This window comes from Consotaella aegiceratis (assembly GCF_036541425.1).
Classification (GTDB): Bacteria; Pseudomonadota; Alphaproteobacteria; order Rhizobiales; family Rhizobiaceae; genus Consotaella; species Consotaella aegiceratis.
In genome coordinates, this window is record NZ_JAZHFT010000026.1 from 1 (window position 1) to 23262 (window position 23262).

The window sequence follows — 23262 nt, forward strand, 5'->3', positions numbered from 1 at the left end:
CCTGCCGAATATCTGTCGCTGATCTCCAACGCCATCCGCATCTCCCTCGTCGCATCTAGTACGAAGGAATCACGGTCGCCGAAGCCACGCAAATCACGCCAGAGTCAGATCATCCGCTCAGCGGTATGAGATGGTACCAGATGGTCACCAGCAGCATCAGCGTGCTGGCGAGCGCCGCGGGCCGCGTCCACAGCCCGATGGCGATCAGGGCCCCGCCCACCACCTGGATCGCGGCCAGCAGCGGCGAGAAGAACCAGCCGGGATGAAAGCCGATGGATTCGACGAAGCCCGTCTGCACCAGTGGGTTGACGATCTTCGGCCATCCTTCGATCACCAGGATGGCGCCGACGATCAGGCGGAAGACGAGCCAGCCGAAAGGCTGGGCGAAGCTCTCGTAGAAGCCGCTCATGAACGGAAGGATGAGCCGGTCGCGCGGGTTCTCCACGGCATGTGACATGGGTTCGGTATCCTTGCTGATCGGGGACAAGCGGAACGAAGCCCGAAGTCGATCCGGCATCGGCGCTTCAGGAGCCTCGATACCGCGTCACGCGTGTCGTCCCGCGCCGAGGACCGATGCCGTCTTCGACTGAGCTGTTATCGATATTATGAGTATAATAGTCAAGTTATATGCCAAGCGGTATGCACCGACTTCGTGGTCGGGAGCGGAGTGCATGCCGAGCTTCACGGCAAGCGCGGAAGCGCCGTGGCCGGCGCGCGCACGAGCACACGCCGACCATCGCGGCGAGGGGTGGAAGAACCGGCTGTCGGGCTGTCGCCCGATCAGTCGAACAGGCTGGAGACCGAGCGCTCGGAGGCCGTGCGGGCGATCGCCTCGCCCAACAGATTGGCGGTGGTGATCACGCGGATGTTCGGCGCGTCGAGGATCGCCTGGGTCGGCTGGATGGAATCGGAGATCACCAGCTCGCGAAGCTTGGAGGCCGAGATGCGCGCGACCGCGCCGCCGGAGAGCACGCCATGCGTGACATAGGCCGTGACGCTTTCCGCGCCCGCATCCAGGAGGGCTTCGGCGGCGTTGCAGAGCGTGCCGCCCGAATCGATGATGTCGTCGATCAGGATGCAGTTGCGCCCGGTGACGTCGCCGATGATGTTCATCACCTCGGATTCGCCCGGCTTTTCGCGGCGCTTGTCGACGATGGCGAGCTGCGCATCCATGCGCTTGGCAAGCGCGCGGGCGCGCACCACGCCGCCGACGTCCGGCGAGACCACCATCAGGGCGGACAGGTCGTGGTGCTCCTTGATGTCGCGGGCGATCAGCGGCACCGAGAACAGATTGTCCGTCGGGATATCGAAGAAGCCCTGGATCTGCCCGGCATGGAGGTCGAGCGTCATGACGCGGTTGGCGCCCGCCTCGGTGATCAGGTTGGCGACCAGCTTGGCCGAGATCGGCGTGCGTCCCCCCGCCTTCCGGTCCTGGCGGGCATAGCCGAAATAGGGCAGCACCGCCGTGATGCGCCGGGCCGAGGCGCGCCGCGTCGCGTCGATCATGATGAGCAGTTCCATCAGGTGATCGTTGGCGGGATAGGCCGTCGACTGGATGATGAACACGTCCTCGCCGCGGACATTCTCCTGGATCTCGACGAAAATCTCCTGGTCGGCGAAGCGCCGCACCAGCGCCCGTCCGAGCGGCAGATCGAGATAGCCGGTGATCGCCTCGGCCAGAATGCGGTTGGAGTTGCCGGCAAAAAGTTTCATCGCATCTCGCTTCATCAATCTGGCCAACGGATCGGGACCGCTGCGGGTTGCTCTAGCAACATCCTCCGAAGAGATTCAAGGTGCTATGCATTGGGTGCGTGAATCGTTTTCACTGACCTCCGGCCGAAGGCCGTGTGACGCCGGGATGACACTCCGGACTCGAGCCGCGACCACGAAACGGATCTCCCGAGCGCGCGAACGCAATCGCGTCCCGTTGCTCGGCCGTTTCCGCGGCCGGCCCCCTCCGTCAGCCTCGGCTGGCTGCGAATTTTGCCAGATCGCCAAACGTTTGGGCGGCGAGCTGATCGAAGACCGGTGCCCCGACCACGGACCATGGGTCGTCGGCCGCGCCCGGCGTCGTTTCCTGGCCCTGAATCCGGCGGACCCGCTCGCCGGAGTCGTCCAGCACATCCCATACGTAGGTGACCGTGGTGCTCGATCCGGCGCTGACGGCCGCCAGATATCCCTTGAGCCGATAGGACGCCGATGGAGCGTCGTTCGGCACGATGGTGACGCCATTTTCCGCCGCATGGGCCGAGAGCGCACTGGAGAGAAGTGCCACCCGCTCCGGCGGGGCGCCGATGACCGGCAGGAACTGAACCGAGAGCGCGCTGGCCGGCTGCATCGCCGGCGCGGCCGCCATGGTCTGTGTCTGGGGCTGGGGTGCCGACAGGGGCTGCTCTGTCGCCATGGCCGGTTGGGGCGCTGCTGCCATAGGCTGTTGGGGTGGCGGGCTGGCCATCGGGCTCAGGCCTTGCGAGACCTGCGGGGCCGGGCTCGCCTGCATTTGCGGCGGCGGCGAGGCCTGGGCGCTGCTGGCGGGCTGGCCACCGATATCGGCCGGCGGCACGATTCCCATGGTCGGATCGATGCTGGTGCAGCCGCCCGCCATCGCGAGGGTCCCTGCGGCGGCAAGGGCGATCAGATGGCGGGTGGAGTCTTGCGAAGACATGGCAATCCCCTGGCCTCTCGGCAGGGCGTCGGCGGCGCGCGCCTCTGCCTTAAACGCGATAGGACCAGCTTTGCATGGAAACCTTAAGATCGGGAGTCGACGGGCGGTCGCCGGTTCGCGACGTCGCCGAACCTGGCGGCGACATCGCCCGGCAGTCGCGCCCGACAGGCGCTAGCCGACGACGATCAGGTCGAGCGGCAGTTTGGACAAAGGCTCGGGATCTCCCGCCGTGGTGAGATAGGTGCGGCCCAGCGTCATCGCCGTCCCGCTGTCGGAATCCATGATGATGACATGGCCGAACAGGCACATGTCCGGCACGATTTCCTGCGTGTTTCCGGCGACGAACATCGGCCAGTCCATCCACGACGGCGCGTAGCGCGCGCCCAACGAGTAGCCCGTGGCGCTAAGCCGGTGGCGGACCAGCTCGTGCTCTTCCATCACCGCGGCATGGGCGTCGAAGACGTCGCCGAAGGTGTGGCCAGGCCGCATGACCTCCTCGATGGCGGTCAGCGCCTCGCGGGCTGCGGCATAGAGCTGCAGGTGACGCTCGGTCGGCCGGCCGACGATGACCGTGCGCATCAGCACGGAGTGGTAGTGCGCCTTGACGCCGGCCCATTCCATGGTGAGCTGGTCGTTGTCGTCGAGCGTGCGGCGGCCGGAGGTATAGCGGCAAAGCAGCGCGGTCGGGCCGGAGCCCACGATGAACGGATTGGCCGGATAGTCGCCACCCTTCGCCAGGATGGTGCTCTGCAGCGCGTTGAGGATCTCGGCTTCGTTGGCGCCGGGACGGATCAGCGGCCGGGCTGCCTCGAAGGCGTCGTCGGCGAGGCCGGCCGCCTCGCGGATATAGGCGATCTCCGCCGGGCTCTTGGTCAGGCGCAGCATGCGGATCAGGTCTGTCGCGTCGATCAGGGTCGCGAACGAGCCGAGGCGCTTTTCGACGCCGCGTCCATTGGCGGCCGTCAGACCATGCGTACCCCATTCGACGCCGATCCGCGCACCCAGCAGGCCCATCTCGTCCGCCATGTCACGGAGATAGATGGCGGGCTCGGCGTTGTTGCGGTCGTGCCAGACGACGATGGTCTCGATATTGGATGTCTGGCGAGCCTGGCGCAGGTCGGCGGCGCGCGTCAACAGCCGCATCTCGCCATCGGCCTTGATCAGCAGGCACTGGAAAAAACGGAAGCCGAAGGTGTCGTAGCCTGTCAGCCAGTACATGGACTCCTGCGCAAAAAGCAGCATGGCGTCGAGCTTGCGCTCGGCCATCTCGGCGAGCAGGCGTTCGCGTCTTCGTTCAAATTCGTCGGTTTCAAAATGGAGCATGGGTGTGCCTCAGGGGCTCAGTATGATGGCGGAGAGTTGCCGGCCGTAGTCGGGCTCGCCGCGATGAGTGGTGCGTCGGTACGAGAAGAACAGGCTCTCGTCCAGATAGGTGCACCGATCGACGAAGCTCGCCGCGACCCCTGCGGCGGCGAGTCGTGTCAGGATCAATCCGGGCAGGTCGAACTGCCGCTTGTCGGATGTTTGGCCCGCCGCGAAGAACCGGCCATAGGTCGGATCCACGGCCAGGAAGGTTTCCGCGCGCTCGGCCGAGACCTCGTAGCTCGGCTGCGTGATCGTGGGGCCGAGGCAGGACTGGATGTTCTCGCGCTTGGCGCCGCAGTGTTCCATCGCTTCGATCGTCGCTTCCAGGATGCCGCTCAGCGCCCCGTTCCACCCGGCATGGGCGGCGCCGACGACGCCGGCCTTGCTGTCCGCAAAGAGCACGGGACCGCAGTCGGCGGTGATCACGCCGATCGGCAATCCCGGCGTCGCGGTGACGACCGCGTCGGCGCGCGGCCACTCCTCGCCGAACGGTCGGTCGACGATTACCGCCTCGGCGGAATGGATCTGCCAGGGTGTCGCCAGATCCTGATCCGCGCGGAGAAAACGGACGGCCCGGTTCCGATTTTCGCGCACCGCGTCGGGATCGTCACGCGATCCGAACCCCACGTTGAGGCCGCGATAGATTCCGTCGGAAACGCCGCCGCGGCGGGTGAAAAAAGCATGGCGAACACCCGCACATCCGGCAAGTGTCTCGCCGCAGACGACATCGTCCGCCACGATGTCGGAGTGAGATTGGGGCCGCCGCACGTCCATCGCACGATGGTGGTGGAGTGCGGCGGCGAAGTCAATCGTGCAGCGCGGCGGGGAAGGGGGGCAGCGGCAAGGGCCGGGTTGCGGCCGCCAGCACCTTGAAGATGCGCCCCATCTGGCCTGGCCCGGTGCCGGCCAGCCGCTCGGCGGCGGCAACGATGGCGGCCTGCTCGGCCTTCGACTGCCCGGTTCCCAGCGTCGAAGCGCGCTCCCGCAGGCCGAGGTCGAAGAGAAATTGGCCCTGTTCGGCCAGGGGCGCCACCGCGAGGCCGGCCGCCGCAAAAATGCGCGCCAGCGTGCCGAACTCCACATGGCTGGTGAGGTCGGCTTGGCCGGGATCGTTCAGCGGCTCGGCGGTCTGATGGCCGCGCAAGGCCTGCAAGGTGTCGCCATAGGCCGGCGCCGGATGGCCGTAGTCGATGAACAGCGCGGCGCCGCCGGAGGTCCTGAGCCGATCCGCCGTTGCCTGGGCGAGCCGCCATCGCGCCGGCGCGAGCTCCAGGATCGTTCCGGGCGCCGGAGCCGGCAGGGCACCGCTCAGGTCTTCGATCAGACTGCGATCCTCGGGATGTAGCGGACAGGCGGTGAACGCGAAGCTCTCATCGTCCGCCACTGTGATCCGCCGCTCCTGCCAGCCCTCGCCATCATGGACGAACTGGCGGATGGCCAAGGCATCGAACAGTTCGTTGCCGACCAGAAGCAGCGGGCCGGCTTCGAGCTCTGCCAGCGTGCGCACCCGTGCGACCGGCAGGTCGAAGCGCTCCAGCGTCGTGCGCTGCACCTCCGCCAGCCGGTCGCTCACCTCGACGAGTGTGATGCGTGCGGCTCGCAGAAAGGCCGGATCGATCTGCCGCACGGTGCGCAGCATGTCGGCCATCAACGTGCCGCGGCCGGGACCGATTTCGGCGAAAACGAAGGGAGCAGGGGTTCCGAGCCCATGCCAGGCCGCCACCATCCAGGCGCCGAGAAGCTCGCCGAACATCTGGCTGACCTCCGGCGCGGTGATGAAATCGCCGGTGCGACCGAAAGGCATATGGCTGGTATAATAGCCCTCCCGGCGATCGTAGAGCGCCAGGTTCCAGTAGGTGTCGAGCGGCACCGGCCCCTCGCGGCGGATGCGTTGCGCGATTCGCCGCGCCAGGTCGCTCACGGCTCGGCCTGTTTGGAGCGGGAGGGTTCGCCATCAGCCAAGGGGCGCGGCGCATAGGCGCGAGGCTTGGCGGTGGCGATGCCCCAGACGGCGATCAGCAGCATCGGGATCGACAGCTCCATGCCGCGGGTAAACCAGTCGGTGCCATAGAGGTATCCGACCTGGGCGTCCGGCATCCGGAAGAATTCGACCGCAATGCGCGCGACCGCATAGAGGCCGACAAAGGCGCTGCCGACGAAGCGTGGCCGCGACAGCATCTTGAAGCGATGGGTCAGCAGCCGCAGAATCAGAAAGAGCACCACGCCTTCGAGCAGCGCTTCGTAAAGTTGGCTGGGATGGCGCGGCACCGGCCCGCCGGTCGGAAACACCATCGCCCAAGGTGCATCGCTCGGAGCGCCCCAAAGCTCGCCATTGACGAAGTTGGCGATCCGGCCAAAGAACAGGCCGAACGGCACCGAGGCGGCGACCACGTCGATTAGGCTGAACAGCGGCAGCCTTCGCTTCCAGGCGAAGGCGATTATGGCCAGCGTCACGCCGATCAGGCCGCCGTGAAAGGACATGCCGCCGTCCCAGACCCTGAAAATCTCCAGGGGGTCGGCGAGGTAGCGCGGCAGGTCGTAGAACAGCACCGATCCAAGCCGCCCACCCACGACGATGCCGCCGGTGATCCACAGGATGAAGTCGTCGATGTCGATCGCGGTCAGCGGCGAGACGCCGTTCGGCCAGAGATGCGGGTTGCTCGCCAGGCGGCGCCCGTAGAGCCAGCCGAGCAGGATCCCCGCCACATAGGCCAGCCCGTACCAGCGCAGCTCCAACGGACCGATCTGAAGAAACACGGGGTCGATTTGGGGATAGGAGAGGATCGAGAGCGGAAAAAGCTCGGTCATGAAGTCTCGCTCAACGTTGGGGTGCCCCCGAAAGCGGCGCGACCTTGGCTTGCCGCACCCGGCCGGTCAAGCACCGTCGGCGGCAACGCTCGTCGCCTAGCGCCATTGCCAAGGGCGGTCTTCGCGCCTACGTCAGGACGAGCCAACGCCATCACTGGAGCCCCTCCCATGACCGACCGAGCCCCCAACCGCTTGCTGGACGAGTTTGCCCGCATGATGACCGACGCGGCCGGGACGGCTCAAGGTGTGCGACGCGAGGTGGAAACCTTGTTTCGGGCCCAGGGGGAACGGTTCCTCAACCAGCTCGATCTCGTCCAGCGCGAGGAATTCGAGGCCGTGCGTGACATGGCGATGAAGGCACGCGCCGAAAACGAGGCGCTGAAGGTTCGGGTCAGCGAACTCGAGGCCAAACTCGAGGCCCAGGCACCGGCGTCCTAGGCGGTCTCCACAAGTAATCCACAGGTTTTCCCAAGGCTTCTCCGCCGGAATCATGCGGCGGAAATCCTTGTTGTTGAATCGCTTACGCGGCGACAGCTTTGCCGGGTTTCCTGCCCCTGGCACGAAAACGTTAATAAATTCTGCTCCCCCCTTAGCGCGAAGAATCCGGCCCTATAGACTGATTTTCAAGGGTGATTCGTCGCGGCGGACGGACCTCCCGAGGCGGGCGCTCCTTCTTTCCGGAAGGGGCGCCCGGGCTGGTCTGGTTCGAGCGGCGGACGGATCGGCCTGCAACGCGGCACGAGGAAACAGCAGGTCCTTCATGAATCTTCATCAAGTCCACGAACAACGTCTCGCCAACCCGGTGGATGTCGTGGAATGGGTCGCCTCCAATCGCGAGTGGTCCTTCGAGCGGTCGGGCGAGGACGAGATCGCCCTGGCGGTCACCGGCCACTGGGCGGACTATTCCGTCTCCTTTTCCTGGCTCGAGGAATGCGAGTCGCTGCATCTGGCCTGCGCCTTCGACATGAAGGTGCCGCAGGCGCGGCAGGTGGAAGTCCTGCGGCTGCTCGCGCGGATCAACGAGCAGCTTTTGATCGGCCACTTCGACCTCTGGCCGCATGAAGGCGCGATCATGTTCCGCCATTCGCTGCTCCTGTCGGGCGGCGTGCAGCCGACCAGCGAGCAGGCCGAGCGGCTGCTCGCCTGCGCCCTGGAATGCTCCGAGCGTTATTTCCCCGCCTTCCAGTTCGTCGTGTGGGCCGACAAGAGCGCCGAGCAGGCAATGACGTGCGCCATGTTCGAGACGGCCGGAGAGGCCTGAGCCGATGCCGCTCACCACGGGATCCGTTCTGCTCTTGGGCGCCGGCAATATGGGCGGTGCCCTCCTGGCGGGGTGGCTCTCGGCGGGCGTGTCGGCGACCGACGTCGCCATCGTCGACCCGAGGCTCGGCGACGCCGTGCGGCCTCTGGTCGAGGAAAAGAGTGTGCGGCACCTGCAAAGCGTGCCGGCCGAGCGGTTCGACGTCGTGGTTCTGGCCGTCAAGCCACAGATGATGGCGTCGGTGCTGCCGCATCTGGACCCGGCGCTCTCGCCCAAGACGCTGATCGTGTCGATCGCGGCGGGCACGCCCGTGTCCTTCATCGAAAGTCACCTGGGCGAACGGCCGATCGTGCGCGCCATGCCGAACACTCCGGCGCTGATCGGCCGGGGCATCACCGGCTGCTATGCCAATCCCCGCGTCAGCGCAGACCAGCGGGCGGTCGCCGACCTCCTGTTGTCGGGCAGCGGCGCCGTCGAGTGGGTGGAGAGCGAGGCGCTGATCGACGCCGTCACCGGCGTCTCCGGCAGCGGCCCAGCCTATGTGTTCCTTCTGGCCGAGGCGATGGCCGAGGCGGGCGAGGCGCTCGGCCTCGATCGTGATCTCGCCATGCGGCTCGCACGTCATACGGTCGCTGGCGCCGGCGAGTTGATGATGCGTTCGGACGAACCACCCGCCAAGCTGCGGCAGAACGTGACCTCGCCCAACGGCACGACCCAGGCGGCGCTCGATGTGCTGATGGCCGGCGACGGTCTGAAGCCGTTGATGAAGCGGGCGGTCGCCGCGGCCCGCGATCGGGCCGAAGCCCTGTCGAAGGAATAGCGGCATGGCCGGCAAGGAACCTGCGGCCCGGATCGGCTTCGACGATTTTCTCAAGGTCGACGTGCGGGTCGGCACCATCGTTTCGGCCGAACCGTTTCCCGAGGCGCGCAAGCCCGCCTATCGGCTGACGATCGACTTCGGCGCGCCGATCGGAGTGAAAAAGTCCTCGGCGCAGATCACCGTTCACTATTCGCCGGACGACCTCGTCGGTCGGCAGGTGATGGCCGTGGTGAATTTCCCGCCGCGCCAGATCGGGCCGATGATGTCGGAGGTGCTGACGCTCGGCGTACCGGATGAAGCCGGCGAGGTCGTGCTGCTCCAGCCGACCAAGCCGGTGCCGAACGGCGGGCGGCTCTTCTAAACGCCTGACGCCCGATCGCTTCAGACCTTCGGGACAATACCCCCGCGAGACCCGCCTTCTATCCGGTCAGGCCGGAATGCGCACCATCGCCCTGAGCCCGCCGAGAACGGAATCTGACAGGAGAACGTCGCCGCCGTGCGACCGGGCGATGTCGCGGGCGATCGCGAGCCCCAGTCCGGTGCCGCCGGCATCGATGTTGCGCGCGCTGTCGAGGCGCACGAAGGGCTTGAACACCTCTTCGCGGCTTTCCGGTGCGATGCCCGGGCCGTCATCCTCCACCGTGATCGTCAGCCAGCGTCCCTCGTGCTTGGCGGTGATCGAGACGTGGTCGCCGTGCCGCATGGCGTTGGCGACAAGATTGCCGAGCAGCCGCGAAAACGCATCGGGACGTGCCACGATGCGGGGATCGCCGACGATATCGGTCGTGACCCGCTTGTTCTTCAGTTGTCCCTCGGTTTCGAAGCGGGCAAAGGTGCGCTCCAGATCGATCTCGGCGACGTCCTCCTCGCTGCCGCTCTCGCCCTTGGCGAAGGCCAGATAGCCTTCGAGCATCCGCTGCATCTCGTCGATGTCCTCGTTCAGCTCGCGCTGGTCCTCCTCGTTGCCGATGAGCGCGAGCTGCAGGCGAAAGCGCGTGAGGATGGTCCGCAGATCGTGGCTGACGCCGGTCAGCATCGCCGTGCGCTGCTCCATCTGGCGTTCGATGCGGTCGCGCATCTGGATGAAGGCCAGCGACGCCCGCCGCACCTCCGAGGCGCCGCGCGGGCGAAAGTCGGGCGGCATCGGCTGGCCGCGCCCGAAGCCCTCGGCGGCTTGCGCGAGCTTCTGGATCGGCCGGATCTGATTGCGCAGGAACAGGATCGCGATGGCCAGCAGCACCAGCGAGGTGCCCACCATCCAGCCCAGGAAGATTTGGGTATTGGAGGCATAGGCCGAACTGCGCCGGGCAAAGACGCGCAGCAGATGGTTGTCGAGCAGGATGCGGATTTCGACCAGCTTGGAATTGCCCACCGTGTCGATCCAGAACGGCCGGTTGATCTGGTCGGCGATCTCGTCGCTCAGAATGCCGTCGAGGATGTCGAAGAAGGGCTTGGGCGCCGGCGCCGGCAGCGGCTCCAGCGGAAGCACCGCGATGTTGAGATTCAATCGCTGGCGCGCGATGCGCGTGATCTGGGAAAAGTCGCCGCCCTGGGGATAGCTGTCGATCACGTCGATGATGCCGGCGATGTCGCGCACCACCGCCGTCGACAGGCGCTCCGTCACCATCTGCCAGTGGCGTTCCATGAAGACGTAGGCGGTGACCGACTGCAGCAGCACCATCGGCGCGATGATGATGATGAGCGAGCGCGGATAGAGGCCCTTCGGCAAGGCACGCGAAATCCGCCGCGGCACGTGCTTGAGCGGGCCGCGCCAGATCTTGATGCGCGGCAGTCGGCGCGGCCATGTCGGTCGCGGCAGCCACTGCGGCATCCGCGCGCCCGAACGGATGCGGTCGAGCAACGTCATCGCCGGCGCTCAGTCGATGTTGAGGCGGTATCCGATGCCGCGCACCGTCTGCAGCCAGAGCGGGTTGGCGGGATCGGCTTCGATCTTGCGCCTCAGCCGGTTGATCTGAACGTCCACGGTGCGCTCGCCGACCTCGCTTTCGTCGCCGAGAAGGTCCTGCCGCGGGATCGTTTCGCCCGCCTTCTCGGCGAACTGCGCCATGATCTCCTGCTCGCGCTCGGTCAGGCGAATGAGGTCGTTGCTGCGCTTCAGTTCGCGCCGCGACAGCGAGAAGGTGAACGGGCCGAAACGCACATGCTCGACCTTCTGGATCGGCTGCTGTGCTCCCCGTCTCAGGATGTTGTTGATCCGCAGCAGCAGTTCGCGCGGGTCGAACGGCTTGGGCAGGTAGTCGTCGGCGCCGGCCTCCAGCCCCTCGATACGTTGCTCGGTCTCGGACCGGGCGGTGAGCATCAGCACCGGCGTGTCCAGACTGCCGTTCAGGCTGCGCACAAGCTCTAGGCCGCTTTCGCCCGGCATCATCACGTCGACGATCAGCAGATCGAAGTGCAGCCCGCTCAGGATTTTGCGAGCCTCCGCGGCGTCGGCGGCGGTGGAGACGCGAAACGCCCGTTCGGACAGGAAGCGCGACAACAGGGTGCGGATGCGCCGGTCGTCGTCGATGATGAGGAGATGCGGTGCGTCGTCCAGGCAGGGCAGGGCGCGGCCGTGCGTATCGAACTCAACGTTGCTCATCGTCAGCCTTTCCGTCGATGCCCTTCTTGTCGAACCAGCTCCGGGTCGATGCGGTCTCGACCGACATCTGGAAGAGGAAGCTGGACACCGATGCCAGGTCGAAGCCGGCACGAGCGGTCTCGCAGGCCGCCCGCGCGGCGTCGATCCGCCTCACCTGCGCGCGCGACAGCTCCAGCGTGAGAGCGCGGCCCTTCGACGTCGGATAGAGGCGCCGCTGGCGGCGGTCCTCGGTCCCCGGCTGCAGGGCGATGAAATCGCCTTCGATGAGCTGGCGCAGCACGCGCGACAGCGACTGCTTGGTAATCTGCAAGAGATCGAGGAGGTCGGCGATCGTCATGCCGGGATCGCGGTTGACGAAATGCAGCACGCGATGGTGCGCACGCCCGAAACCATAGCGCTCGAGGATCACGTCGGCATCGCCGGTGAAATCGCGATAGGCGAAAAAGAGCAGCTCGATCAGGCGGAAATCGATGTCCTCGTCGGAGTTGAGCGGCTCACGCACGACAAGATCCGCCTGACAAGGCTTGTTGACCGGAACATCCATCAAATAGGTCAGCACTGTTGACGTATATCGGGTTTATTGTTACACCTAAACATGGCCGTTGGAACAGGGTCGGCAACTCCGCCCGTCCGGCCGGTCCATGATAAGGCTCCGCGGTCCAGCCTGTAGAGCGGGCGATCATCAATGTCAGGCCTCGGAAACACGAAAAGCCGCATCGTCGGTGAAGGGAGAGCGCTTCAGGCGCAACGAAATCCATGAGCAGCGTTTCATTCGATCAACTGGACGGGCAAATCTGGTTCAATGGCGAGTTCGTCGCCTGGAAGGATGCCAAGGTCCATGTGCTCACCCACGGACTGCACTACGCCAGCAGCGTATTCGAAGGCGAAAAGGCGTACGGCGGCGAGATTTTCAAGCTGCGTCAGCACACCGATCGTCTGATTGCGTCCGGTCACGCCCTGGGTTTCCAGATTCCCTATTCGGCCGACGAGATCGACGCGGCCTGCAAGGAGCTGTTGGTGCGCCAGGGCTTCTCCGACGCCTATGTCCGGCCGGTCGCCTGGCGCGGCAGCGAGATGATGGGCGTTTCGGCTCAGCACAACAAGATCAATCTCGCCATCGCGATCTGGGAATGGCCGGCCTATTACGGCAGCATCGAAGAGCGGATGAAGGGCATCCGGCTGGACATCGCCGAGTATCGCCGCCCCGATCCGCGCACCGCGCCGGCCCGCGCCAAGGCCGCCGGCCTCTATATGATCTGCACCATCTCCAAGCACGCGGCCGAGGCGAAGGGCTATTCCGACGCGATGATGCTGGACTGGCGCGGCCGCGTGGCCGAGGCGACCAGCGCCAACATCTTCTTCGTCAAGGACGGCGCGATCCACACGCCCGATCCGGACTGCTTCCTCAACGGCCTCACCCGGCAGACGGTGATCGAACTGGCCAAGCGGCGCGGTATCCCGGTGCACGAGCGGGCGATCATGCCGGAGGAACTGGACGCCTTCGAGGAATGTTTCCTCACCGGCACGGCGGCTGAAGTGACGCCCGTTTCCGAGATCGGTCCCCACCGCTTCACGCCGGGCGCGATCAGCCGGCGGATGATGGACGACTATTCGGCCGAGGTTCAGCCCAAGCAGGCCGCGGCTGCCGCGGCGGAATAAGCCGCCTGCGCCTTTGTCCGGGGCCGCGTCGAGCGCCCGTGGTCGGCGAACGGAAATCGAAAGGCTGGGGATCCTCCCCGGCCTTTCTTGTATCGTGTGCCGCGACCACCGATTCTGGCTTCGAGCCGCGCGTGGCGCGCTGATCGGATGAAACCGAATGGAGATGTCGCGCAATGAGCCAAACCGGGGACATTGAATTCGACGGCTCCGCCTTCTCTCCCCAGGAATCCCTGGCCGCGTTTCTGCTTCCCCATACCGGTTTCGATGGCGGCGACGGGGCGCACGATGTCGGGCATTTGCAGCGGGTCTGGAGAAACGCGTCTCGCATCCAGGCAGAAGAGGGCGGCGATGCCGAGATCCTGCTCGCCGCTGTGCTTCTTCACGATTGCGTCGCGGTGGAAAAGGACTCGCCTCGGCGCTCCCAGGCGTCGCGCCTCGCTGCCGCGCACGCCGCGTCGCTGCTCGAAAGGCAGGGGTGGGCGCAGGAGCGGATCGCCGCGGTGGTTCACGCCATAGAAGCCCACAGCTTTTCCGCCGGCATCGAGCCCGAAAGCCTGGAGGCGATGATCCTGCGGGATGCCGACCGGCTCGACGCGATCGGCATGATCGGCATCGCACGCTGTTTCTACATCGCCGGACGTCTGGGGCACGCCATCTACGATCCGCAGGACCCGACGGCCCGCAGCCGTCCTTATGACGACCGTTTCGCGGCCGACCACTTCGAGACCAAACTGCTGCGGCTGGGCGAGGGGTTCAAGACGGCGACGGGCGCGCGGATGTCCGAGGCCCGTCTGCAGCGGCTGCGGGCGTTTCTCGACGGCTTGTGGGACGAGATCGGCGCTGCGCCGTGAACCGCTTTACGCGACCAAAGGAGCCTCCTTGGTGTGGCGCCGTATCCTTGCCGCACGAGGTCTTTCCGCAAAAGAGCGCTGACAAAGCTCGGCTCGCGCGGTAGCACGAGCCGCGAACACCATCTTGGTCGCCCTTAGGGAGCCTGCCATGGGCCAACTGAACGCCCGGATCGTTCCGGTCACGCCCTTCCAGCAGAACTGCTGCATCCTGTTCGACGACGAGCAGAAGATCGGCGTCGTGGTCGATCCCGGCGGCGATGTCGATCTGATCGAAGCTGCGATCGCCGAGGTCGGCGTGCGGATCGAGGGGATCTGGCTCACCCATGGCCATATCGACCATGCCGGTGGCGCGGCTGATCTCAAGGAGCATCTCGGCGTGCCCATCACCGGCCCCCACGAGGCGGACCGGTTTCTGCTCGACGGCATCGAGGATCAGGCCCGCATGTTCGGGGTCGGCGGCGGCTATCGCAACGTCTTGCCGGATTGCTGGTTGACCGAGGGCGAGATGCTGGAATTGGGGCCGCACCGTTTCGAGGTGCTGCATTGTCCGGGCCACGCGCCGGGGCACGTGGTGTTCTTCGATCGTGCCGCGCGCTTTCTGCATGCCGGTGACGTGCTGTTCGCCGGTTCGATCGGCCGCACGGACCTGCCCGGCGGCGACCATGCGGCGCTGATCCGCTCGATCAAGGACAAGGTGCTGCCGCTCGGCGACGATGTCGGCTTTCTTTGCGGCCACGGACCGGGCAGCCGGCTGGGCGATGAACGCCGCACCAATCCCTTCCTGCTGTAGTCCGCGATTCGCTTGGCCGTCGAGCGCGGCCTTATCCGCCCGTGCAGAACCGACGCCGTCCGGTCTCGTCCCTGTAGGTGCCGAGGTCCGGGTCGAAGCTCGAGTGAAGCTCGGCGCAACGCTCGCGCCATTCCAGCGACCAGGGCTCCAGCCAGGCTTCCGAAGCGTTGCCGGCCGTGGTCTCGGCGGGCATCTCCGCCGACGGCTCCTTCTGGACCACCGGCGGCCGATAAGGTGCGGGCAGAGGGGTCGGCACGGCGTCCGGAGCGCTTTCGCTCGGTGACGGCGCCCGTGCCGGTGCCGGCGCACGGGTCGAAACCGGCATCGGTTCGGGGCGTTCGATGGCCGCCTGATGCTCGCTGCGGCGATAGCCCGGCGCGATGCGAATGATCTTGGCGCCGCCGACGCTCATCACGTCGATGCCGTCGGGGCCGATCGGCCGGCGGTCGAGCCGCTCCGATTCGACATCGATGAACTTGGGGCCACCGCCCCGATAGGTCGTCTCGTCCTGCGGGACCGGGGCTCCGAGGATCGGCGACCAGTCGCCCTCGTCGACACCGCGATAGGCGATGCCGCCCTCCGCCGGACTGCCGGGCTGGACGATCACCACGGGCTGCAAGGTATGGCGATAGACCACGACATCCGGCCGATGGCTTCGAATCGTCGTGAAGGAGCCTCTGCTTTTGACCGAGACGGGCGGTCGGGGTTGGTCCCAGAAACTGGTCCGGCCGTGCGGAATCGCGCGGACGCCGGCCGAGGTTACCCAGCGTGAGCCGGGACGCACCGTGCGAACATAGGAATTCGCGCTGGCGTGGGCCGCAACGGCAAAAGCCTCTCCCAGGCCGCCCCGCTCGCCGGCCGCAGCCGGGGCGCAGACTGTCAGGGAAAGGGCTGCAACCGCAGCCGATGCTGCGGCAAGCACCCGGAGCATGGCGTCATCCACCCTGTTAAGTCTTTGTTAACCTGACTTAACGTGGGCAGGCATGGCTGGCCAGTTCGAGATGAAGAAATGGTTAATATCGACAGAGGCCGCTTGGCTGTGTTTTGGGGAGGATTGAGCCGCGCCCATCGGGCTCGAAGGTGAGGCAAAATAGCGCGTCGGCTTTGCAACGAAGCCGCATCGGCGATGGCGGATACGGCGCCAAAAGAGGAAACGACGGCACGCTCGACAACGATCGAGCCGTTCAAATCGACACCGGCTGCGTCGACAAGGCCGCCTGCGTTTCGCCCACGACAAAATCCCCGCTAGCACTGCTGAACGGGGTTCTGATCATGACAGATCTCGGCAGTCAGACTGCCGTTCGTTCGCTGGCGCCGATCGGCTGTTTTGGCAGCCTGGACGCCGCCAGCGGCTTAGTCGGCGAGTTCGAGATTGACCGCCTTGGGACCCTTGCCGCGTTTGTCCGGCTCGGTGTCGAAGGCGACCTTCTGATTTTCCGTCAGGCCCGGCAGGCCAGACGCCTGTACGGCGGAGATGTGGACGAAGATATCGGCGCCACCGTTGTCGGGCTTGATGAATCCAAAGCCCTTCTCGGTGTTGAAGAATTTGACCGTACCGGTCTGCGACATGCGGGAACCCTTTCCCCTTCAGCAATCAATGGTCCGCCATTGGCGGCGGTGGCAGGCAAGTCTCAAGTTGCAGGGAAAGGAGCCGTTCAATCGCGGTTGCTCGCACACCCGCTTCGAGGATTATCAGCGCCCCCGATCCGCCAGTCTTCCAGTTTCACCACGTCCGTGGAATTGCCCGAACACTAAAATGATTGCTATTTCCGACCTTGCTTTGCAAGTGAAAGTTTTCGTGGATGGCCAAATTTACTGTTCGAAGGCGGATATACGTTGCGGGTAGTGGGTAATAAGTGACTGATATGGAAAAGATTTTAGGAATTCGGCCAGGGCGATGCGGCTTTTCGGATCCCGTGGCACTGCCGCCCCGGACCGACGCCCGATGAGCAAAATCGACGAAGCCGCACTGGCGCGGGCCTATAATCGGGCCCTGGCGGACGAAAAGGCCGGACGCCGCGAACAGGCCGCGGACGGCTATCGCAAATGCCTGGCGCTCGATCCGGAAGACCGGGGCGGCGCCGCGGTCCGGCTGGCCTCGCTCGGGCTGGGCGAGGCGCCGGATCGGGCGCCGGAGGCCTATGTCGCCATGTTGTTCGACCAGCATGCCGGCGACTTCGAAAACATTCTGGTGGATCAACTCGGCTATGGCGTGCCGGGGCTCCTGAGCGAGCGGCTGAGGCAGGTCGCGGCCGGTCCCTACCGGCGCATGCTCGATCTCGGCTGCGGCACCGGCCTGTCGGGCGAGATGCTGCGCGACCTTTGCGAAGAGGTAGCCGGCCTGGACCTGTCAGAGGCCATGGTCGAGGCGGCGCACGAAAAGGACGTCTATGACGAGCTTTTCGTCGGCGATGCGGTCGGATTCCTGGAGGAGTGCGACGAAGAAGAGCCGTGGGATCTGATCGTGGCGACCGACGTGCTGCCTTATCTCGGCAGCCTGGAGGGTCTGTTCGGCGGCGTCGCGCGGCGGCTCAACCCGAACGGGGTTTGGGGGTTTTCCTCCGAGACGCTCCCGGAGGCCGATCTGGCCGGCCGTGCCTTCATGGTCGGGCCGCACCAGCGCTTCGCCCATGCCGAGGCCTATGTCCGCGACCAGCTCGCCGCCCACGGTTTCGCGGTTCTGTCGCTGGAGCCGATCACCGTGCGGCTGGAAGAGGGTGAGCCGGTGCCCGGGCATTTGGTGATTGCGAGAAAGGCGGGGTAGGGCCATGCATCCGCCGGGTTTGGTCGACACCAATCCTACCGCTGCGTTTCAATGAGGTGCTCCATGCGTCGTGCCGTCGTTCTTGCCATTCTGGCCCTGGCTCTTTCGAGCTGCCTGTCGGAGATCAACAAGCCGATCCGGCCGAATGATCCCTGGCTGAAGAATGCCGACATGATGGATCAGGCAGTGCCGCGCGACTGACCCTCAAGACCCGAGCTTTAAAAAGCGATGGCCCGCGCAGTCGGCGACTGCGCGGGCCATCGAATGGTCGGCGGCCTGAACCGATCCGCTCGTCAGAATAGGAAGAACACCAGGGTGACGAGCAGGAACAGCGGCACCAGAATGCCCACCGACCAGGCCATGTAGCCGAAGAACGAAGGCATCTTCACGCCGGCACCCTCGGCGATCGACTTCACCATGAAGTTCGGCGCATTGCCGATATAGGAGTTGGCGCCCATGAACACGGCGCCGCACGAGATTGCCGCGAGCGTGTGGGCGAGGGGGCCCATCAGGTGCTGGGCATCGCCGCCGGCGAGGTTGAAGAACACCAGATAGGTCGGCGCGTTGTCGAGGAACGACGACAGCACGCCGGTGGTCCAGAAGTACATGGCGTTGATCGGCCTGCCGTCCGGCTGACTCACCAGGGCCACCAGCGGCGCGAAAGCGCCGTCATGGGCCGCCCGCAGCATGGCGATCACCGGAATGATGGTCACGAAGATCGCCGCGAACAGCTTGGCCACCTCGGTGATCGGCCCCCATTCGAAGCCGTTGCGGGCCCGCACCCCCTTGGGCGTCACGGCCAGAGAGACGAGCGCGGCGAGAACCAGGACGACGTCGCGCGCGATGTCCTGCAATTCCAGCTCGATGCCGAGCAGGTGGTAGCTGACGCCCGGATGCCAGGTGCCGGAGATCAGCACGCCGCCGACCACGACCAGGAGCAGGAGGATGTTGATCTTGCCCTCGATGCCGATCTTTCCGGTATCGGGCGTCGGATCGTACATGCCGCGGAAGTCGGCGTCGTGATTGTAGAGCTGGCGATCGATCAGCCAGAACAGGCCGAGCAGCAGGACCGTGCAGAACGCCATCTCGGAGGCCATGTGGATGGTGGTCCAGAAGAAGTCGACGCCGCGCAGATAGCCCAGGAACAGCGGCGGATCGCCCAGCGGCGTCAGCGAGCCGCCGATGTTCGACACCAGGAAGATGAAGAACACCACGACGTGGACGTTGTGGCGGCGGCCGTCATTGGCGCGCAGCACCGGCCGGATCAGCACCATCGAAGCGCCGGTCGTGCCGACCACGGAGGCGAGCACCGCGCCGACCGCCAGGAAGGCGACGTTGAAGCGCGGCCGGCCGTGCAGGTTGCCGGTGATCAGAATGCCGCCGGCGATGGTGAACAGCGCGCCGAGCAGGATCAGGAAGGGCACGTAGTCGAGCAGGCCCATATGGGCGACCTCGTGCACCACCAGGTCCATGTCGTAGGTCATGGCGAAGGGGACGAGGAAGACCAGGGCCCACACCGCCGCCACCTTGCCGAAATGATGATGCCAGAAATGCGGGGCGAGCAGCGGAAAGAGGGCGATCGACAACAGGATGCCGACAAAGGGAAGCGCCCAGGCGACGCCCAGCTCGGCGCCGTTCAGGCCCGCTTCGTGCGCGGCCTCCGCCTCCTGCGCGAAGGACGGCGCGATCAGAAGCAGCATCAGCGGCAGGGCGAGACACAGGATTTGCGGGAGCCGCGCTCCCCATCGGCGCAATCGGGCCGTGGGCCTCCGCACGCAACACACAATCGAAGACACCATGCGACCGCCTGCCTAATTCTACGTCCGAGAGATCTTCCGTCTCCTCCCGGCGCACTGTGTAGGCGGGCATGGGATGGGACGCAAGCGCGCGATGCTGCGCTGCGGCAAGCCGCCGCCCGCAACCCGGATGGTGCGCTTTGCGCTAACGATGAATCGGAAACCTGTTGGGCGAAGCCGGTGGAAGACCTTACCTTAGGGGATGACGACCGAGAGGAGCGGCTTCATGATGCGAATTCTTCTGGCCCTTGGCCTGCTGCTCGCGGCAGCGGCTCCCGGCCTGGCGCAAAGTTCGGGCGACGGCGCGGAAATCGCGCCGCCGGCCTCCACCAACGAGATCCTGCCGCGCGCCAGGTCGATCCGCCGGTTGCTGGAGAACCACGACAACCAGACCGACCGGCGCGACATGTTCCGCAATCGCGACCGCTACCGGCGCGGCGACGACGGGCCGGATCGCCGCGACGACTGGGCCGACGACGGCGATCGGGATTATGATCGCGACGGCGACTGGGACCGCTGGGACGACGAGCGCTGGAGCGACCGGGACGACTGGCGTCACGGTCGCCGGGACGACCGCGATCGGTGGGACCGCCGCGATCCGCGCTGGCGTCGCGAGCCGCCGGAGCCGCAGGGCGGCTGGAATTGGCGCGAGGATCGCCGTCATCTCGGCCCCGGCCCCTGGTGGTCGCCGAACGAGCCGCCGGGCGGCTTTGCCGACGGCTACGACTACCGCCGCGACGGCCGCACGGCCCGGTAGAGCGAGACGCTCAAAGCAGACCGCGCGCCGCCAGATTGGTCATCAGGGCGCGCGCGCCAAAGGTCCATTCCGGGCAGTCCGTCGACAGCCGCACCGTGTTGGTCAGCGTGCCCAGGCCCGGCGCCGAGATCGTCACCCGGTCGCCGAGCTTGTGGGTGAAGCCTTCGCCCGGCACGTCGCGATCCTCGATCGGCGCGAACAGCGTGCCGAGATAGAGCATCAGCCCGTCCGGATACTGGTGGTGGCGGCCGAGCGTCTGGGCCACCAGATCCTCCGGATCGCGGCTGATCTCCGCCATCGACGAATGGCCGGTCAGCCGATAGCCGTCCTCGGCGCCCTCGACCTCCAGCGTCAGCTCGGCTCTGCGCACGTCGTCGAGCGTGAAGCGATCGTCGAACAGCCGGATCATCGGGCCGATCGCGGCGCTGGCGTTGTTGTCCTTGGCCTTGGGCAGGAGCAGCGCCGAGCGCCCCTCGACATCGCGCAGATTGACGTCGTTGCCGAGCGTGGCGCCGACGATCCGCCCGGTGGAGGCCACCGCCAGCACGATCTCGGGCTCCGGATTGTTCCAGTGCGAGATCGGATGCAGCCCGACCTCGGCGCCCGGCCCGACCGCGCTCAGCGGCTGCGCCTTGGAAAACACCTCGGCATCCGGGCCGATGCCGACCTCCAGATATTGCGACCACAGCCCCTCGGCGATCAGCGCGCGCTTGACCTCGGCGGCCTGCTCCGAGCCGGCGCGGATGTTGCGCAGCGAATCGCCGATCAGTCCGGCGACGCGCCGGCGGATCGCCTCGGCGCGATGCGGATCGCCCTCCGCCTTCTCCTCGATGACCCGCTCGACCATGGAGCGGGCGAAGGTGACGCCGCAGGCCTTGACCGCCTGCAGGTCGCAGGGCGCGAGGAAGTGCAGACGCGTCGGATCGCCCGGCCGGCCCGCCGCCACGTCGTCGATCGAGCCGAGCGGCCGGCCGGGCGCGGCGCGCACATAAGCCGCCGGATCGTCCATCTCGCAGACGTCGCGCACCGTCGGCGCGGCGCGCGCCGTGATGTCGACCACCTGGCCGTCGCGCAGCGTCACCACCGCAGGTCCCACCGCCTCAGGCAGCCAGACGCGGCCAAGCCAGGTTCCGGACGTCTCGTCGATCATGCTCCCCCCCCCCCAAAACTCGAATAAGAAGAGAAACAAATTACCCGGTTTCGCGCCGGTTGCCAGGGCGATCGGCGAGACGCGTGGCGAAGGGTGGAGTCGACGGACCTAACGGCTGCTGCCGCGTGCGCAACCGGCGCAGCAATCCCGGCCGACGCTTGTCTCGCCACCCCTCCGCCGCGTCGTCCCGACCTTGAGCCGGGATCCACGCCTCTGCGCTTCCGTCGCCACCATCGGCCAACATCAGGCCGGGCCTCCGCCGCTGCGGCGGTTCGACGGGCTTGGAATGGATCCCGGCTCAAGGCCGGGATGACGCCCTCGGGAAAGGGACGCGCCGAGGCGCCTGGCGCCGCGTGGGCGGCTGGAAGTCTCCCGCTGGCCTTCACCTTCTTCGTCATCCTCGGCCACTTCTTCGTCATCGGGCTCCGTCCCGAGGATCCAGACTTTGCGACATTTGCCACCGGACGCCGTGGCTGCTGGTCCCGCCCCAGCGGCAGTGGATACGGCGTCGCTGGATCCTCGGCACGGTGGCCGAGGATGACGCCCTGGGGATAGGGACGCGCCAAAGCGCCCGGCGGCGCGTGCGCGGCCGGCTGGGGCATTCTTTCCGCTGTCCGTCTCTCCCTTCCTCTTTTGCTTCGTTGATCTCGATGCTGTCCGATGGGACGGCGGAACGCCGGAGGCCGACCCTCCGAATGATGGTATTGTTACGGTCCGCCTCCGGCGTTCCGCGCGGGGTTTGATCGAGACGCGCGCGGGCTCTCGCTGCCCTCGCTCCGCCGAACCCTTCACCGCCCTGCGCCTGCAAACGCGCGGGACTGGCTCTGGCTGCCGCCGGGGGGAGTACGACCTCCGGGCCAGCGGCGCGCCGCCTTCCCCGCAGAATCTCGGAAGGCAGGCTCGGTCCGTCCCGTCCGTTTGCCACTCCTCCGGAAGGAGCCGCACCCGGACCCGCCCGCTTGGCCCCCGACCGATCCCGGCGATCGTCCGTGCCCATTCGTGGACCAGCGGTGACGGGATGATAGGGGCGGGAATGGAGGGCGGGGATTTCTTTTGTTGCGGGCGACGGTGACACCAGCCCCTCATGGTGAGCCTGTCGAACCACGAGGGACGCTCGGCGCCCCCCAGCCAGCGCAGGCTGGAGCCTTGATCCCTCGCCCTTCGACAGGCTCAGGATGAGGGATCAAGGAGGCAGGTGCTAAACATTACCGCCCCGGTCGGCCTGTCTTCTTCGGTCGGCGGCGCTTCTGGTCCGACTCGTCCTCGTAGGAGCTTTTTACGGACGCGCTCGCGCTGGAGCGAGAGGAGCGGCTGAAGGCACAGTCTACCGCCAATCAGCCTTGCAATAGACGGTTGTATTCGGCATGGCTGCCAATCCAGAACCAGATGATGTCGTCGCCAGTACGGACCGCGAGAGCCCGATAGCGCAGTCCCACACGCACGGACCAGAAGCGGCCAACAGATTTGAAATGCAGCGATGGATGAAACGGCTCGGCCTTCAGACGTTTAAAACAGCGGTCGGCCGATGTCCTGATCGGAGCTGGCAGAGAGTCGTAGGCGCGCCAAAAGGCCAGGGTGGCATGATGGTTCACAACGGTCGAGATTTGCCGGCGCGGAAATCGGCGAGGGCTTCGTCCGCCAGCGAATCCAGCTTGCCGGTTTCTGCGTCACGCTCGATCCGCGCATCGAAACGCGTGGCGTCGTAATCCTCAAACCATTCGCGGAAGCGGGCGAACTCGTCAGCGGTCAGGCCTACGATGTCTTTCTCGATCTTCTCAAGCCGGGTCATGGCGTGGTCTCCATGCGGTCATCTGCGTTAGTATGACCGCATGCCTACGGTTTTTCTACCGCGCCCTCGTCATCCCGGCTTTGGGCCGGGATGAGGGACCAAAGGGAAGCGCTCACGTTACCGCCACTTGTCGTCCGTCTTCTCCGGCCTCCGGCGGCATTTCTGGCACGTCGCCTTCTTCGTAG

At 66.1% G+C, this 23262-nt stretch carries 26 protein-coding genes; 10 read left to right on the forward strand and 16 right to left on the reverse strand.

All coding sequences use genetic code 11. The features are described 5' to 3' along the window. Positions 1-109: 109 nt before the first annotated feature. The 7 genes from SMD10_RS16575 to lgt all read right to left on the reverse strand — a co-directional run bounded on the left by SMD10_RS16575 (position 110) and on the right by lgt (position 6838). Positions 110-457 (reverse strand): DoxX family protein, encoded by a 348-nt coding sequence (locus SMD10_RS16575; RefSeq protein ID WP_331686842.1) that lies wholly within the window; start codon positions 455-457, stop codon positions 110-112. Between the two features lie 323 nt (positions 458-780). Beyond that, positions 781-1713, reverse strand: a complete 933-nt coding sequence (locus SMD10_RS16580) for a ribose-phosphate pyrophosphokinase (protein WP_331686843.1) — start codon at positions 1711-1713, stop codon at positions 781-783. A 247-nt stretch (positions 1714-1960) separates the two neighbouring features. After that, the gene (locus tag SMD10_RS16585; RefSeq protein WP_331686844.1) at positions 1961-2665 is read right to left on the reverse strand and encodes a hypothetical protein; all 705 of its coding nucleotides are present in this window, start codon (positions 2663-2665) and stop codon (positions 1961-1963) included. A 171-nt stretch (positions 2666-2836) separates the two neighbouring features. Beyond that, positions 2837-3988, reverse strand: a complete 1152-nt coding sequence (locus tag SMD10_RS16590; RefSeq protein ID WP_331686845.1) for a M24 family metallopeptidase — start codon at positions 3986-3988, stop codon at positions 2837-2839. 9 nt (positions 3989-3997) lie between these two features. Then, positions 3998-4804, reverse strand: a complete 807-nt coding sequence (gene pgeF, locus SMD10_RS16595; RefSeq protein WP_331686846.1) for a peptidoglycan editing factor PgeF — start codon at positions 4802-4804, stop codon at positions 3998-4000. Between the two features lie 31 nt (positions 4805-4835). Next, entirely contained in the window at positions 4836-5951 is a 1116-nt protein-coding gene (locus SMD10_RS16600; protein WP_331686847.1) for a class I SAM-dependent methyltransferase, read from the reverse strand. Beyond that, positions 5948-6838: a prolipoprotein diacylglyceryl transferase gene (gene lgt / locus SMD10_RS16605; protein ID WP_331686848.1), complete on the reverse strand. Its 891-nt coding sequence runs from the start codon at positions 6836-6838 to the stop codon at positions 5948-5950. Before lgt ends, SMD10_RS16600 begins: the two co-directional genes overlap by 4 nt. A 168-nt stretch (positions 6839-7006) precedes the next feature. Between lgt and SMD10_RS16610 the strand changes: the two genes are divergently transcribed. The 4 genes from SMD10_RS16610 (at position 7007) to SMD10_RS16625 (ending at position 9280) form a co-directional block, all read left to right on the forward strand. Continuing rightward, positions 7007-7276: an accessory factor UbiK family protein gene (locus SMD10_RS16610; RefSeq protein WP_331686849.1), complete on the forward strand. Its 270-nt coding sequence runs from the start codon at positions 7007-7009 to the stop codon at positions 7274-7276. 322 nt (positions 7277-7598) lie between these two features. Then, positions 7599-8099, forward strand: a complete 501-nt coding sequence (locus SMD10_RS16615; RefSeq protein ID WP_331686850.1) for a type III secretion system chaperone family protein — start codon at positions 7599-7601, stop codon at positions 8097-8099. A 4-nt stretch (positions 8100-8103) separates the two neighbouring features. Then, positions 8104-8919, forward strand: a complete 816-nt coding sequence (proC, locus tag SMD10_RS16620; RefSeq protein ID WP_331686851.1) for a pyrroline-5-carboxylate reductase — start codon at positions 8104-8106, stop codon at positions 8917-8919. A gap of 4 nt (positions 8920-8923) precedes the next feature. Beyond that, positions 8924-9280, forward strand: coding sequence for a tRNA-binding protein (locus SMD10_RS16625; protein ID WP_331686852.1), 357 nt, complete (start codon positions 8924-8926; stop codon positions 9278-9280). 66 nt (positions 9281-9346) lie between these two features. Here the strand turns inward: SMD10_RS16625 and SMD10_RS16630 are convergent, their stop codons facing one another. The 3 genes from SMD10_RS16630 to SMD10_RS16640 are packed head-to-tail and all read right to left on the reverse strand — an operon-like array spanning position 9347 to position 12065. Continuing rightward, positions 9347-10750, reverse strand: a complete 1404-nt coding sequence (locus SMD10_RS16630; protein ID WP_432757263.1) for an ATP-binding protein — start codon at positions 10748-10750, stop codon at positions 9347-9349. A 45-nt stretch (positions 10751-10795) separates the two neighbouring features. Then, complete coding sequence (locus SMD10_RS16635; RefSeq protein ID WP_331686854.1) at positions 10796-11521, reverse strand: response regulator transcription factor; 726 nt, start codon at positions 11519-11521, stop codon at positions 10796-10798. Next, positions 11508-12065, reverse strand: a complete 558-nt coding sequence (locus tag SMD10_RS16640) for a MarR family winged helix-turn-helix transcriptional regulator (protein WP_331686914.1) — start codon at positions 12063-12065, stop codon at positions 11508-11510. The genes SMD10_RS16635 and SMD10_RS16640 overlap by 14 nt, the downstream gene beginning before the upstream one ends. Positions 12066-12277: 212 nt before the next feature. Between SMD10_RS16640 and SMD10_RS16645 the strand changes: the two genes are divergently transcribed. The 3 genes from SMD10_RS16645 (at position 12278) to SMD10_RS16655 (ending at position 14821) form a co-directional block, all read left to right on the forward strand. Then, positions 12278-13180, forward strand: coding sequence for a branched-chain amino acid aminotransferase (locus SMD10_RS16645; RefSeq protein WP_331686855.1), 903 nt, complete (start codon positions 12278-12280; stop codon positions 13178-13180). A 173-nt stretch (positions 13181-13353) separates the two neighbouring features. Then, complete coding sequence (locus SMD10_RS16650; protein ID WP_331686856.1) at positions 13354-14031, forward strand: HD domain-containing protein; 678 nt, start codon at positions 13354-13356, stop codon at positions 14029-14031. A gap of 148 nt (positions 14032-14179) precedes the next feature. After that, positions 14180-14821 carry an MBL fold metallo-hydrolase gene (locus tag SMD10_RS16655; protein WP_331686857.1) on the forward strand — a complete coding sequence of 214 codons (642 nt, stop codon included), beginning with the start codon at positions 14180-14182 and terminating at the stop codon, positions 14819-14821. Positions 14822-14852: 31 nt separating this feature from the next. On the opposite strand, the gene SMD10_RS16660 is transcribed toward SMD10_RS16655, so the two are convergent. Together SMD10_RS16660 and SMD10_RS16665 are read right to left on the reverse strand one after the other, a co-directional pair. Next, positions 14853-15752 carry a BA14K family protein gene (locus tag SMD10_RS16660; protein ID WP_331686858.1) on the reverse strand — a complete coding sequence of 300 codons (900 nt, stop codon included), beginning with the start codon at positions 15750-15752 and terminating at the stop codon, positions 14853-14855. Positions 15753-16174: 422 nt separating this feature from the next. Beyond that, positions 16175-16390 (reverse strand): cold-shock protein, encoded by a 216-nt coding sequence (locus SMD10_RS16665; protein ID WP_331686859.1) that lies wholly within the window; start codon positions 16388-16390, stop codon positions 16175-16177. 376 nt (positions 16391-16766) lie between these two features. Between SMD10_RS16665 and SMD10_RS16670 the strand changes: the two genes are divergently transcribed. Further along, the gene (locus SMD10_RS16670; protein ID WP_331686860.1) at positions 16767-17585 is read left to right on the forward strand and encodes a class I SAM-dependent DNA methyltransferase; all 819 of its coding nucleotides are present in this window, start codon (positions 16767-16769) and stop codon (positions 17583-17585) included. A gap of 63 nt (positions 17586-17648) precedes the next feature. Then, entirely contained in the window at positions 17649-17786 is a 138-nt protein-coding gene (locus SMD10_RS16675) for a hypothetical protein (RefSeq protein ID WP_331686861.1), read from the forward strand. A gap of 92 nt (positions 17787-17878) precedes the next feature. Here the strand turns inward: SMD10_RS16675 and SMD10_RS16680 are convergent, their stop codons facing one another. Then, a complete protein-coding gene (locus tag SMD10_RS16680) occupies positions 17879-19285 on the reverse strand; it encodes a sodium:proton antiporter (protein WP_331686915.1) in 1407 nt (468 codons plus the stop codon). Positions 19286-19607: 322 nt separating this feature from the next. Here SMD10_RS16680 and SMD10_RS16685 point away from each other — a divergent pair, with 322 nt between their 5' ends. Next, positions 19608-20138, forward strand: coding sequence for a hypothetical protein (locus SMD10_RS16685; protein WP_331686862.1), 531 nt, complete (start codon positions 19608-19610; stop codon positions 20136-20138). A 10-nt stretch (positions 20139-20148) separates the two neighbouring features. Here the strand turns inward: SMD10_RS16685 and SMD10_RS16690 are convergent, their stop codons facing one another. From SMD10_RS16690 to SMD10_RS16700, 3 genes are all read right to left on the reverse strand, one after another. Further along, on the reverse strand, positions 20149-21288 hold the full coding sequence (locus tag SMD10_RS16690; RefSeq protein ID WP_331686863.1) for a fumarylacetoacetate hydrolase family protein: 1140 nt from the start codon (positions 21286-21288) through the stop codon (positions 20149-20151). A 1334-nt stretch (positions 21289-22622) separates the two neighbouring features. Next, entirely contained in the window at positions 22623-22880 is a 258-nt protein-coding gene (locus SMD10_RS16695; RefSeq protein ID WP_331686865.1) for a ParE family toxin-like protein, read from the reverse strand. Beyond that, positions 22877-23077: a hypothetical protein gene (locus SMD10_RS16700; RefSeq protein WP_331686866.1), complete on the reverse strand. Its 201-nt coding sequence runs from the start codon at positions 23075-23077 to the stop codon at positions 22877-22879. The genes SMD10_RS16695 and SMD10_RS16700 overlap by 4 nt, the downstream gene beginning before the upstream one ends. Between the last annotated feature and the right edge of the window lie 185 nt (positions 23078-23262).